The organism is Algoriphagus ratkowskyi (genome assembly GCF_002150505.1).
GTDB classification, from domain to species: Bacteria; Bacteroidota; Bacteroidia; order Cytophagales; family Cyclobacteriaceae; genus Algoriphagus; species Algoriphagus ratkowskyi.
Genome location: NZ_MSSV01000016.1, coordinates 89,013 through 101,602 on the forward strand (window position 1 = coordinate 89,013; position 12,590 = coordinate 101,602).

The following is a 12,590-nucleotide window of genomic DNA, read 5'->3' on the forward strand; positions in this document are numbered from 1 at the left end:
CTTATCCACCATGTAAAGTGATAAGAGCTATCAATGATTGAATCACCTTATCCCACCTATTCCCTCAACCCAAAATCTTCTCAAACAACAGAAGTGCCTGCTTCTCGGCTTGGGAGGCAAGGCTAGTTTTATGTTCTTTGAGTTCCTTCAGCCAATCCAGGTATTTTTTGCCAGCTTCGGGCTTATCTCTCAGAAAATGTGTGAGGGATTGAAGCGAAAGCTGATTAGAGTACCAGGGCTTGAGGTTGTCTTTTAACTCGGCAATGTCTTGATGTATCGTGGAGATAAATATGGAATTAAAGCCAAGATGAATAAGCAAGTTTTCAAGCATGATAATCGTCCGCAGTCCTTCAAAAGTATCTTTAAGAGCTTTGCTGTCCATAGCTCCTTTTTTGTCCAGTTGAAAAAAATCTAATTCCTCTTGGATGATTTGATTTACAGCAGTGTTAATTCCAAGTGGTTTGATTCCACGACTGGCATTCTTTGCCTTATCATGGAAATTTTCCCAGCTTTTGAGCGTACTTCCGACGATCAGGTCAAAGGCTTCGGTATACAGTTGCTTTTTGTATTTATCGAGATGAATTCTATAGCCATTGAATTTTACTCCCAGTTTCAGCTCGCGATCATTCAGGCTTTTCTCTGCCAATTTGAAATGATGGATTTTCCGTAAGCTCCTCTTCAGATCTTTGAAATCCTTGAAAATATCGAAATTTAGACCCTCGATTTCAAAGTGAACTTTAGCCATCAAGTCAGCATATAGCTCCAGGAATTCCATTTTACCAAGAAGTTCTATTGCCTTTTTTGACTTGATTTGTTTTCCCAAAGTCAGGAAAATTGCCTTCGCCTCTTGGTGCTGTAACTCAAAAAGCTGAAAGACAGGGGATACCTTTGCCTGCATAGATTAGGAGATTCTGACCAGTGTCGCGCCGTAGCCCCACTGATCTTTTTGCGTATCCTGAAAGTACTTAATATTTTGGAGTTGACTGAGACGCTTGTGGATTTCTTTGCGCAGCACACCATTACCTATACCATGAATAAAGGTGATTTCGTCCATACCGGAAGCCATGGCTTGATCCAGATTTCTCTCAAAAGACTCCAATTGTACTCTCAGCATTTCAGAATTGCTCATTCCTTTGGGATCTGTCGCAAGCTTTTCTATATGCAGATCAATCGATCTGGAAGGTTTCACAGCCTTTGAAGATTCTGACTTTGGTCTGATTTCATCCAGTTCCTGATTCAGCGCACGGATATCGAGCTCTTTGGTGGCTTGCTCTAGGTGAAATATGTAAGCGGTTTTATCCAAGCGAGGTGCTTTGCTCAAATGCTTGAAGAACTGCGTAGGTTTCATCTTCAGTTGACGCTCAAAAGCAGGAATTGCTTTCTCCAGTGTGTTATGAATCGGGATAAAGCGCAGTAAGAATGCTGGCCACTCATCCATTTCCTTCAACATTCTGTCGTCAAATTTCTTTGCTTCACCAGGATTTAGTGTGGCAGCCAGAAGGGTACGTTGATTTGTGCCAAAGACTTCTGATGCATGCGCCAAGTAGGGCTGACGGCTGTCGTTGATCAGATATAGGCTGAGACTTTGATCGTTGATAGGAAGAAAGGCTAGATACAATCCCTGATCTTTTGGGCCTGATATAGGAATAGGAGTGTCGATTTCTTTCTCTTCCACTGGCTTTTCTCCAAAATACTGCTTTTCGGCTTCGTGGATCAGCACTAATTCTGACTTCAATGCGGGGATAATAAATCCATCCTCGATTTCTATCTGCATTCTACCACTGGAGGAAATTTTGCGGATAATTCCTTCTTCATTTCCATGTAGTAGTCTTACTCGGTCTCCGATATTCATTGATTCAGGGCTGATTTGTAGGTATTGATTGCACGTTGCCTTGCAAATTTATGATCTACGATCGGTTTTGGGTACTTATCCGAGTTTATTTCAAGAATCCATTTTTTGATGTACTTCCAATTCTTGTCAAATTTCTCCTGTTGCGAGGTAGGATTGAACACCCGAAAGTAAGGTTGGGCATCAGTGCCGGTGCCAGCTGCCCACTGCCATCCTCCATTATTTGAAGACAATTCATAGTCCAGTAACTTCTCAGCAAAGTATGTTTCTCCCCAGCGCCAATCGATCAGCAAGTGCTTTGTGAGAAAAGAAGCCACGACCATTCTCACGCGATTGTGCATATAGCCAGTCTCGTTGAGTTCCCTCATGCCGGCATCTACGATGGGGTAGCCCGTCATTCCTTCGCACCAAGCGGCAAATTCCTCCTCGTCATTTCTCCAGGGAATTTGGTCATAGGCGGGTTTGAAAGCCTTATCCACCACTTGTGGATTGTATGCCAGGATCATCATATAAAACTCTCGCCAGATCAATTCATTGAGGAAAGTAGCATTGAGTTCGGAAGCTTTCACTGCAAGTTTTCGAATAGAAATTGTACCAAAGCGTAGGTGAATACCCAGTCTTGAAGTCCCATTTTTCGCTGGAAAATCACGGGTTTCATGGTAATTTGAGATTACTTCCTCGTTAGCAGTTTTGGATGGGATGGAAATCTCACTTTTCTTAAAACCCATTTCTTCCAACTGAATAATCTCCAATGAATGACTTTGAAAAAGGTTTTTCCAATGCATGGGTTTGAAGTCTTTGATTTTTTCTGGATCAAACTTACTCAGCCATACCTTGCTAAAAGGAGTGAAGACTTTATAGAATTCCCCTGATCCATTCAGGATTTCTCCAGGCTCGAAGATCATCTGATCCTTGTAGAGATGCAGCTGAATATCTTTCTTATTGAGCAACTTAGCTACTTTCTCATCCCGATCATTTGCGTACGGTTCGTAATCTCGATTGGTGTGCACAGATTGGATTTCGAAATCATTGCTGAGTTCTGTAAAAATCGCTTCCGGTTCACCGTATTTGACTAGGATTGAGCTTCCTTTTTTTGATAATTCCTGATGAATTTTGCTGACTTGATCGTGGATGAATTCGACTCGGGCATCTGCTTTATTTTCCAGCTTGTCGAGTATGTTTTTGTCGAAAATGAAAAGTGGAAGTACATTTTCATTGTCCTTCAAAGCCTCAAATAATCCATGATTATCATCTAAACGTAGATCTCTCCGAAACCAAAAAATGCTAACTTTTTTCATGAGTAGTTTTTGTGTAATCAATCGAAAACGTGAAGGGATTGTTTAGAGTTTTTTATTTAGACATGTTTTCACATGGATATACGAAGATAAGGAGCGCAGAAGTTCGCAGATTTCATGCCGACCAATTCCAACAAACATAATCAGCGCAAATCAGCAGTTTTTTCCCCGTCAATCTGCGAAAATCGTTTTAAAAACTCCAGTCGTTCATCAATCTGATCTTTCTCTCCTTATCCAAAGAGTCTAGTCTTTCCTCCATGTTGTCCAGCTCAATCGGTTTCCATTCCTTGTTTTCTAACTGATATCTCAAGAAATCATCTTGATCGTTGATGATCAATTTGTCTTTTTTCTTCCTGGTGATTTTGCTGAAAAGCTCCGAAAATGAATTGAAAGATACACTTTGGGATACCGAAACGCCGTAGGTTGAGACATTTTCTGAAAGAGAGAGCGAGGTAAATGTATTGTAATTATTACGGTTAAAAATTCGAATTCTATACACGCCGTCTTCAGTGAGCATGTATTCGGCTTGCCAATCTCCGATGATGGAGGATGTACTGGTATTGCCCTGATTATTGGTGAAACCACCGTCTCGTGACACACGCAGGCGACCATCAAGGAAAGTGTATGCAACGCTTAGCTGGAAGGTTTCCAAGGCATTTTGATCCAAACTTGCTACATCAAGATCTACTTCAAGATTTTTATCCACCTGGCCGAGGAAGCTATTCAGTTGAGAAGAAAGCAATTGACCCAAACTTGAGGAGATATTGGATACCCCGGAGAATTGTCCTTCTGGGGAGAATGATCGGGTCATAATTACCGAAAACACTTGTCGGTTCATCTCCTGCTCATCATTTGCGACTTTATTCTGGAAGGAAGAAATGGTCGTTTGTGCTTCTCCGCTGGAAGGGAATTCGGTAAAATCAAAACCAAAACTAATGAGAGGTGATAGTAGCTGACCATCCAAATTCAACAATACTTTGACAGGGTACCTACGGCTGGAGTTTTGGGTGTCTGCAGTTATCGTTGAAGCAAGAAGTGGCTGCAATGAAACACTTTCTGTGTATTCTGCCGAAATGTCCATTATGCCTGTGTAGGGGTCACCATACCATGAGATTCGACCGCCTGGCTTTATGCTGAATTGTTTTTTCAGCACATTGTAAAGGGAGAAATTATACATCCCTTCAGTGATTTCGTAAGTACCATTCAGCGTAAAATTCCCCTGTGTATCAATATTTAGGGTTAATATTCCACGGCCTCTTCCAGAGATCCCTTCTTCTGTTTGTGGGTCAATGATAATCTCTGCATAGGCATCAGGCGTGATATCTAAAACAAAATTCATTCTTACATTCTCTATTTCCAGTCTATTGATTTCCTCAGCGATTTGCTTGATCCGCACGGTGTCTTGAATATTGATCATGTGGATAAAATCCTCTTGAGCCTGAGTACTGCTATTTCGTAGAGGGATATAGATACTCGTGTTCGGTTGGCTTGTTACTCTCGCATTAATATCCATGTTTTTGGTAGTACCTACTACCTCGGCTGTTCCGGTGACGAAAGCTGTCCCATAAAAAGTCTCATTGTCCTTGTCAGTGGTGTTCATCACTTGGAGGTTGTTCAGATTTGCTCGGATGTCCAAGCGTATATTCTTAAATCCCTGATGATTTATTCCACCGGTAAGAGTTGCTCTATTTCCAAATATGTCACTTAATACGAGCTGTTGAAGGCTGACTTGATTGGGTTTGAAGAGGATATTTCCATTAAGAAGGTAAGAGGTTTTAAGATAATTTACGGTGAGTTTTCCGTTGTTCAATTTACCGATTCCATCAATCTGAGGATTTGACATTGTGCCAGTCAAGTCCATTTTACCAGCAATAGTCCCACCCATATTGGAAACATAGTTAGATAAAAATGGCTCTAGAATCACCAGACTTGCGTCATTTAGAGAGGCTTGCATGTTCAGCTCCTGATTTTCCACCAACATGTACCCATTTAGGTCAATAGTCTTTTTACCTTGATTTACATTCGTCAGTGAGAGGTTTAGTCTTTCCAAATCCAATTCAGCTTTGGCGCTCATGTCTCCTATGGGGAATTTATTTATTGAAAACTCACTAAGTGTAAATTCACCCTGTAAAGTCGCATTTTCCAGCAGGTGATTCACAGAGATTAAGCCGTTTGCTGTGCCGTCAAAGTCCTGAGGGAAAAGTGTATTAAGTAGATCAATATTTACATTGTTCACTGTCAGATTCAGTTGATCGTCGGGTTGTGCACTGGCCTTTCCCTGAAGAGAAATAGATTGATTTTCATTGAAAAGCTTAAGGCTATCCACTTGGATCAATCCTGGCGTGATAGTAATCAGGTTGAGAGAATCAAATTTCCATTCCCTGTCAAGTACTTTCAGGGAGGATGGAGCAAAAGCGAGCTGCGTATTCAGTGAGGCAAAGCGAGCAGTAGCATTGATTCTAGCTGAACTTTCAGTGGAGTCTTGATCCAAAGTGAAGTCGATATCCATTTCATCCCTGTCCCAAATTGCCTCAAAACCAAAGTTGGTAAACTGAATAGATTTGCCAAGATCCTGTGTTTTGGAAAAGACGTAAAAGGAAGCCAAGATATCTGGGCTATTAATTAGCTTGGATGTATTGAAGTCAATATTGACCTTTTGAGCGGTGTTGTTTTTAAATTTTAGCGTATCAATACTGGTGAAAAAGTTAAAGACAGTATTTTCTTTAGTCTGGTAGAATGCACCTTCAAGAATCATATTTCTGGATAGACTCAGATCAGGCTCAAACAGCTGTAAAATTGGATTGATATTGATCAGGCGGAGGTTAAGATCGAGGTTGTAAATCTCTGAGAAATTCCGTTCGAGATCAGCGATGGGCTGTTCCTCATTGAGGACTATAGCGACGTATTGTTGAAGCAGAATATCCAAATCCCGACCCATTTGTTCGAGGTTAAATTGACCAGATGCTGCCGCAACTAGGTAATCAGAATTAACGGACATCGTGCGAGTGCCACCGGCAAAAAGTGACTGAAAATTGAAATTTCCCACGTCTAAAAATCTGCCTTCATAACCAACTTGGATGTTTCGGAATCTTGCAATTCCTTGAATGTCATCAATTTCTATTCCTTTCACATCGATATCCAGATTTCCACTGATGAAGGTCGCCTTGTCTGTAAGATTTAATTGATCAAGGAAGGCCGTGTCGATTTGAAGACTCATGCGTACTGAATCTGTGGATTCACGGAGGTTTAGTTCTCCATTCGCTTTAATTTTAAGATTGGGATCATTTATAGCTAGATTTCCCCTAAATAAATCTAATCCGTAAGTAGCATCTGTTTTTATATTTGTGTACACATAGTTATTCACGCCAAAGCTCGAAACGTTCGCGTCCACGTCTATCAGCAAATTTTCGAGAGTATTACCTGTTGTATTTACGCGTCCTTTCAAAGTGATTTTTTGAAATAAATCTCTGTTTTCAGCAATTACGCCGAGGTCAAGATTCTGTGTGCTGATATTTGAAACAGTTTTAGGTAAGCCATCGACCACATCGAAATTCACTCTACCTGTGATATTGCCAATGGAGGTTTTAAATTCCCCGTTCGTATCGAATCTGTTTACATAGCCTGCAAAATCCGCTGTGAGCCGGATAGTGTTGAATTTGTTAATTTGTTTGGAGATGTCTTCAGGCAGGTAGGGCGCTAGATCTTTGGAGATAATCGTAGAGTTTTTCAGAGACAGATTGATGTATGTCTCTTTGATATTTGGCAAGCCGTCCAATCTAAATGCTCCGAAAATCGCGGTTTTTTCTCCAAGCCGTAACAGCAGTTCTTCTGAGCGCAAATCAGAAACTGGCCCTGCTACTTTTCCTGATAGGTAGATTTCATCATTAATATCTGGGAGAGCCGGAGCAAAAAGTTTAAGATCTTGGAGATCAAGTTTGGTTTCATCCAAGTTGGTGATGATGACAACTTCTTCTACAAAATTGGCAAATGCGGCAGGTGTTGCATATTCGAAGCGTAAAAAATTCTTGATATGGCTATTGACTGACTTCAGACTGAGCTTGTCAAACTCCATAAAATCAGGAGCATAGGTCATGTTAGTTTTAAGCTCTATGATATCAAAACCAGAAGTCAGTTCGGTTCCCGTTAGCATTGTTACGTTAATTCCTATCTCTGGTCCGTCTAGGTAAAAGTCTTTTGCATTTAAAGTGATGTCAGAAAACCTTAGCCTATTGTAATTTAAACCTTTGGTAATTGCATCTGTGATGTCATTCACCATAAAGATTTCAGAGTTTCTCAGCTCTACTGAGTTTATCTGAAACTGGGTTGGACTAGCGCTTTTGCTTTTCGAACTGAACGTTTTCGCCAATTCCTCAATCCAGAGATTGATGTTCATCGCAGAATCACCTTCGTGGGTGAGCATATGCAACTTGGCATTCTCCATGCGCACCGCATTGATGGTAGTGATCCCAGGGGGAACTAGAGCGAGTAATTCAAAGTCGACATTGATCTTTTTGGCAGCGATCATGAGACTATCATGATGATCTCGGATAATAACGTTATCCAATGCAAGGGCATCCCACCAGGTAAGTTCGATCCTGCCGATTTCAGTATAGAATTCAGAATTATTGTTAAGAATGCCTGTAACTGTATTGATTACCTTATTTTGAACCCAAGTGATTTGAAGACTCAGAGCCACAACTATGAAAAGCATGACCAGCGAAAAGACCATCCATAGAAGTAACCGTAACGCTTTGTGCAAAAAATCCGTAACTTTTGCGTTCTTTTCCAATGGGTATAAACAATATTATAATTTTAGCAATTGAATCCTCGTGCGACGAGACCTCTGCCGCAGTAATTGCTGATGGCAAAGTACTTAATAATATTGTCGCTACGCAATCGGTTCACGAAAAATATGGCGGTGTAGTTCCCGAACTTGCTTCGCGTGCGCATCAAGAAAACCTGATCCCAGTTGTTCAGGAGGCAATTTTGACCTCTGGAATTTCAAAAGATCAACTTTCAGCTGTTGCTTTCACCCGAGGTCCAGGGCTGATGGGTTCTTTGCTGGTAGGAGTGAGCTTTGCCAAAGCTTTTGCCTTTGCTCGAAACATTCCTTTAATCGAGGTGAATCACATGAATGCGCATATTTTGGCACACTTCATTGAGGATCCCAAACCAAATTTTCCGTTTATCTGCTTGACAGTGAGTGGTGGGCACACGCAGTTGGTGCTGGTGAGAGATCATCTGGATATGGAAGTGGTAGGAGGGACACAAGATGATGCAGTAGGAGAAGCTTTTGATAAAACGGCAAAGTTATTAGGCCTACCTTACCCAGGTGGTCCGCTTATTGACAAGTATGCGATGGAAGGGAACCCGCATGCATTTAAATTTCCCATCACCCGAATGCCAGAATTACACTACTCGTTTAGCGGAATAAAAACTGCTGTTCTTTATTTTCTTCGTGATCAATTGAAGGACAACCCTAATTTTATTAAGGAGAATTTAGCTGATCTTTGCGCCAGCATACAATATTCGTTAGTGGAGATGTTGCTGATCAAACTTAAAGTTGCTGTGAAGCAGTTTGGGGTGAATGAAATTGCAATTGCTGGAGGTGTTTCGGCCAATTCTGGATTGAGAGAAACCTTAACTCAGCTTGCTGCGCAAAAAGGCTGGAACTTGTACATACCAAAATTTGAATACTGTACAGATAACGCCGCCATGATAGCCATGGCAGCACATTACAAATATCTGAAAGGAGATTTTTCGTCAATGGACGTGACTCCTCTCGCAAAAATGAAAATCTAAGCATGGCTAAGGATAATAAATTTGACAAAGTCATCAATTTAAAAAATAGAAAAGCTCGCTTTGAGTTTGAGTTCATAGATACCTATGTCGCAGGAATGGTGCTGAAGGGCACGGAGATCAAGTCTATACGCGAGTCGAAAGTATCACTAACAGAGTCTTTTTGCATTTTCTTAGATGGAGAACTCTTTGTGCGACAGTTGCATATCGCACCTTATTCTATGGCAGCCAGTTATAATCACATCGCGATTCGAGATAGGAAATTGTTGCTGAGCAAAAGAGAGTTAGAAAAACTTGAAACTAAGTCTCAGGAAAAGGGTTTAACTATTATTCCTGTCCGTATATTTATCAATGACCGAGGAATGGCAAAAATGGAAATTGCACTGGGTCGAGGAAAGAAATCACACGATAAAAGACAGGATCTGAAGGAAAAAGATGCAAAAAGAGAAATCCAGCGAATGGCCTTTGATTGACGCTTTTGGGATCTGTAGGCAAACATTATTACCTCTTTATCTCAGACCTACATTTGACTCCGCACTGGTGACTCAATTACTTTTTGGGGAATGCTATCAGACGATAGCGATGACCTCGGATCAGCAGTGGTTCAAAATATTTCATGAAGGCACTGGTTTACAAGGCTGGATTACTACTCAGTCGTTAAAAGAAATTCCCGCAGGTGACTATTACAAATATCTCAACACAGACTTTCAAATCGTAACAAGTCCTGTCGCTGCTATAGAGTATCAAAGTACAAATTTGTATCTCCTTCCTGGGAGTAGGCTTCATTTCTCCGACTTAGAACTGTTTAATTGGCAAGACCACATTGGTTTTACTGGCTCGGTGCGCAGTCATGTAGTGAAAGCTGATAGAGCTCAGTTGATAGATATTGCTTCCAAATTTGTTAATTCCCCCTTTCAGTCGGGAGGTAGAAGCCTTTTTGGGATGGATGAAATTCAGGGATTTGAGTTGATTTTTAATATTGCAGGTTATTCTTGGAAGTCTGGAGATATACTTGGGAGAAAAATTGACTCTGAACTCATTTTACCTGGTGATTTGTTTATTTTCAAGGAGTTAGAAAGAAAACATGTGAAATACGCCTTGTATCTTGGAGCTGAAGAAGTATTGTGGATGGATAACAGACTAAGAGTTTCATATCTCAGCGAATGGGAAACCATCATCTGGAATAGCAAGGATAATCATGCAGAGCTAGAGACACGGTCAATAATAAATTAAATTATGGAAAAGCGGGTGTTGGTATTGAATTTAGATCATTCTCCCGTGGCGGTCGTTTCTCCGCAAAAAGCCATCGTTCTACTTCTATTGGATAAAGCAAATTGTCTTTCAGTATATGACCTACTGCAAATCCGTACGGTTAGCCGCAGCTTTGAATATCCAGCGGTGATTTGTCTAAACAATTATAAAAATATCCCTTATCGTGGAGTAATGCTCAATCGAATAAATCTCTTCAGAAGAGATAGAGGGGAGTGCCAGTACTGTGGTAGCAAAAGGCAACTGACTATAGATCATTTAATACCTCGATCTAAAGGAGGAAAATCCAATTGGACTAATTTGACCACAGCATGCCATCGATGCAATGTGATCAAGGGAGATAAAAGTCCCGAACAAGTTGGACTTACAATTCAGACCAAGCCTTTTAAGCCATCTTTAGCCTATTTTTTATCTGAGTATGCCGAGAGGCAAGCTGAGGAATGGTTGCCATATTTGCATAGCAAGCAGGAGAATCTCAAGTTTGAAATTTGAATTCTTAAATCCTTTAGCTATTGTGGCAAAATAATTGCCTTTGAAGGAGCATGTATCTTTCGATTATTCCTTCTCTTTTACTGGCTTTTATTCTTCAGACTAGTCAAATTAAATTTCAGCAACTTATAGGAACTTGGCAATTAGTGCATTTTGATGCTATGGATCAGTTGAGAAATTCTCCGCAGTACCGAAATGCAGATTCATCCTTGCGGGAAGGGATGGAGTACAAGATCCAAAATAGATTGGAAAATACCGTTTATGTTTTTGCGCTTGGTGATAGTCTTAAATACACAGATTTTGTACTGCAGGAAGTTGTACAAAAGAGAGCTAAAATTGAGATTAGTCCAAGTAATGTGTTGACTATTCAGGAAGGATCAAAAACTAAGAAAGCTAAAATTTTAGAGTTTGGAAAAGATAGAATGGTATTGGAGCCTATCAGCAGTAATCCAGGTTCCGGAAAGTTGGTTTTCGAAAGAATAAAGTAAATTTTTTAAGCATATCGACTTAAAAGGATCCAAGGTATGCATCTTCTACAAAATCTTAGTTGTCGAGGGGTAATTTAAAGAGTCAGAAATTCCACTCTATTAGCTTCCTTATTTTGGGGTGAATATTCCCCAAAAACCATCTTCATTAGCTTATAACAGCCTAATTATAGCGCACATAGGCATATTGTAGACTTGGTATGATTTTGAATTATTATAATTCGAACCATCAACCAATATAAACTATGTTACGCTGGATTGTAATTTTCTTAGTGATCGCTTTAATAGCGGCAGTTTTAGGATTTGGAGGAGTTGCCGCAGGAGCAGCTTCCATTGCCCAAGTCATCTTCTACATCTTCTTGGTTTTGCTAGTGATCTCACTGGTAATGCACCTAGTCAAAAAGGTCTGATTTAGAGGTATTCAAAAACCACCAACTAATTATAAATCGTGCAAACCAAATTGGTTTGTGCGATTTTTCTAAACTCCACAAACCCATGATCACTGAACAGAATTCCCCAGAAGAAATAAAAAATAAATCTCAACGTGGGTTTGTGTTGGATAGTTTGTTGCAAGGCTTTTTGATCCTGCTTCCACTGACTATAATTTTGATTTTGCTATCAATCATTTTCAACTTTATATTCGGCATAGTAGCACCATTAAGTGCGATCTTAGAGCCAGGTTCTGAGGATCCACATTGGTTAATAAATGTGTTATCCCTGGGTATCCTTTGTGTTTTTATTTTTATAATTGGCTTGCTAGTTCGTAATAGAGTTGGTAAGGTTTATTTCAAAATTTTCGAGAAGAAGTATTTAGCAAAACTCCCACTATATAATTTAATTCATCAAACTGTCTACCAGTTTGTAGGCTTGAAAAAGCTTCCCTTTTCTGAAGTAGTTTTAATAGATCCATTTAGGTCTGGCACTATGATGACTGGCTTTGTCACTGACCAGATCGGTGAGCATCTCTATACCGTTTTTGTACCTACTGCTCCAAATCCAACAAATGGTAATATTTATCATGTGCCAAAGGAGCTTATAACTTTTTTGAAAGCAACTACTCAAGATGCCATGAGAACCGTAATGGGTATGGGTACGGGTACTGCAGATATGCTGTCAGGAATGCAGCTTACAGATATTTTAACAGATGGAAGTGTAAAGGAAATTCAGAAAAATAAATTCATCGATGATACCTTGAATCCATTAGAATCAATTTCCTAAATAATAGAATTTCTACGATTATTTAAAAAGCACCTTATTTGTAAGATTACTACAAGAGAACTTGTTAAATCCAATTTCAACATACCTCTCTATCTTTCTTAATGAAAAACGAGGTTAATGTAAAGTATTCTTGATTTTCATTATTTATAATTTACAGTGAAAGTGATTGTAAATTCCATGGACAAT

At 39.9% G+C, this 12,590-nt stretch carries 11 protein-coding genes; 7 read left to right on the top strand and 4 right to left on the bottom strand.

All coding sequences use genetic code 11. The features are described from left to right. Positions 1–64: 64 nt before the first annotated feature. From BVH02_RS15940 to BVH02_RS15955, 4 genes are all read right to left on the bottom strand, one after another. Positions 65–898: a hypothetical protein gene (locus tag BVH02_RS15940; RefSeq protein WP_086502461.1), complete on the bottom strand. Its 834-nt coding sequence runs from the start codon at positions 896–898 to the stop codon at positions 65–67. A 3-nt stretch (positions 899–901) separates the two neighbouring features. After that, positions 902–1,852 (bottom strand): Smr/MutS family protein, encoded by a 951-nt coding sequence (locus BVH02_RS15945; protein ID WP_086502462.1) that lies wholly within the window; start codon positions 1,850–1,852, stop codon positions 902–904. Beyond that, on the bottom strand, positions 1,849–3,147 hold the full coding sequence (locus tag BVH02_RS15950; RefSeq protein ID WP_086502463.1) for a cryptochrome/photolyase family protein: 1,299 nt from the start codon (positions 3,145–3,147) through the stop codon (positions 1,849–1,851). Before BVH02_RS15950 ends, BVH02_RS15945 begins: the two co-directional genes overlap by 4 nt. 187 nt (positions 3,148–3,334) lie before the next feature. Then, positions 3,335–7,933, bottom strand: a complete 4,599-nt coding sequence (locus BVH02_RS15955) for a translocation/assembly module TamB domain-containing protein (RefSeq protein ID WP_240507445.1) — start codon at positions 7,931–7,933, stop codon at positions 3,335–3,337. Here BVH02_RS15955 and tsaD point away from each other — a divergent pair. From tsaD to BVH02_RS15990, 7 genes are all read left to right on the top strand, one after another. Next, positions 7,933–8,946: a tRNA (adenosine(37)-N6)-threonylcarbamoyltransferase complex transferase subunit TsaD gene (gene tsaD / locus BVH02_RS15960; protein ID WP_086502464.1), complete on the top strand. Its 1,014-nt coding sequence runs from the start codon at positions 7,933–7,935 to the stop codon at positions 8,944–8,946. The two genes, BVH02_RS15955 and tsaD, sit on opposite strands and share 1 nt — an antisense overlap. A 2-nt stretch (positions 8,947–8,948) precedes the next feature. Further along, the gene (gene smpB / locus BVH02_RS15965; protein WP_086502465.1) at positions 8,949–9,416 is read left to right on the top strand and encodes an SsrA-binding protein SmpB; all 468 of its coding nucleotides are present in this window, start codon (positions 8,949–8,951) and stop codon (positions 9,414–9,416) included. After that, complete coding sequence (locus BVH02_RS15970; protein ID WP_143244228.1) at positions 9,379–10,176, top strand: hypothetical protein; 798 nt, start codon at positions 9,379–9,381, stop codon at positions 10,174–10,176. Before smpB ends, BVH02_RS15970 begins: the two co-directional genes overlap by 38 nt. Positions 10,177–10,179: 3 nt before the next feature. Continuing rightward, on the top strand, positions 10,180–10,704 hold the full coding sequence (locus BVH02_RS15975) for an HNH endonuclease (RefSeq protein WP_086502467.1): 525 nt from the start codon (positions 10,180–10,182) through the stop codon (positions 10,702–10,704). 50 nt (positions 10,705–10,754) lie between these two features. Further along, the gene (locus tag BVH02_RS15980; protein WP_086502468.1) at positions 10,755–11,189 is read left to right on the top strand and encodes a hypothetical protein; all 435 of its coding nucleotides are present in this window, start codon (positions 10,755–10,757) and stop codon (positions 11,187–11,189) included. 242 nt (positions 11,190–11,431) lie between these two features. Further along, entirely contained in the window at positions 11,432–11,596 is a 165-nt protein-coding gene (locus tag BVH02_RS15985) for a DUF1328 domain-containing protein (protein ID WP_086502469.1), read from the top strand. Positions 11,597–11,681: 85 nt separating this feature from the next. Beyond that, on the top strand, positions 11,682–12,404 hold the full coding sequence (locus tag BVH02_RS15990; protein ID WP_086502470.1) for a DUF502 domain-containing protein: 723 nt from the start codon (positions 11,682–11,684) through the stop codon (positions 12,402–12,404). Positions 12,405–12,590: the final 186 nt, after the last annotated feature.

Coding starts and splice junctions, on each gene's coding strand:
- BVH02_RS15980 (WP_086502468.1), top strand. CDS start 10,755: ATGTATCTTTCGATTATTCCTTCTCTTTTACTGGCTTTTATTCTTCAG.
- BVH02_RS15970 (WP_143244228.1), top strand. CDS start 9,379: ATGCAAAAAGAGAAATCCAGCGAATGGCCTTTGATTGACGCTTTTGGG.
- BVH02_RS15985 (WP_086502469.1), top strand. CDS start 11,432: ATGTTACGCTGGATTGTAATTTTCTTAGTGATCGCTTTAATAGCGGCA.
- smpB (WP_086502465.1), top strand. CDS start 8,949: ATGGCTAAGGATAATAAATTTGACAAAGTCATCAATTTAAAAAATAGA.
- BVH02_RS15975 (WP_086502467.1), top strand. CDS start 10,180: ATGGAAAAGCGGGTGTTGGTATTGAATTTAGATCATTCTCCCGTGGCG.
- BVH02_RS15940 (WP_086502461.1), bottom strand. CDS start 898: ATGCAGGCAAAGGTATCCCCTGTCTTTCAGCTTTTTGAGTTACAGCAC.
- tsaD (WP_086502464.1), top strand. CDS start 7,933: ATGGGTATAAACAATATTATAATTTTAGCAATTGAATCCTCGTGCGAC.
- BVH02_RS15945 (WP_086502462.1), bottom strand. CDS start 1,852: ATGAATATCGGAGACCGAGTAAGACTACTACATGGAAATGAAGAAGGA.
- BVH02_RS15950 (WP_086502463.1), bottom strand. CDS start 3,147: ATGAAAAAAGTTAGCATTTTTTGGTTTCGGAGAGATCTACGTTTAGAT.
- BVH02_RS15990 (WP_086502470.1), top strand. CDS start 11,682: ATGATCACTGAACAGAATTCCCCAGAAGAAATAAAAAATAAATCTCAA.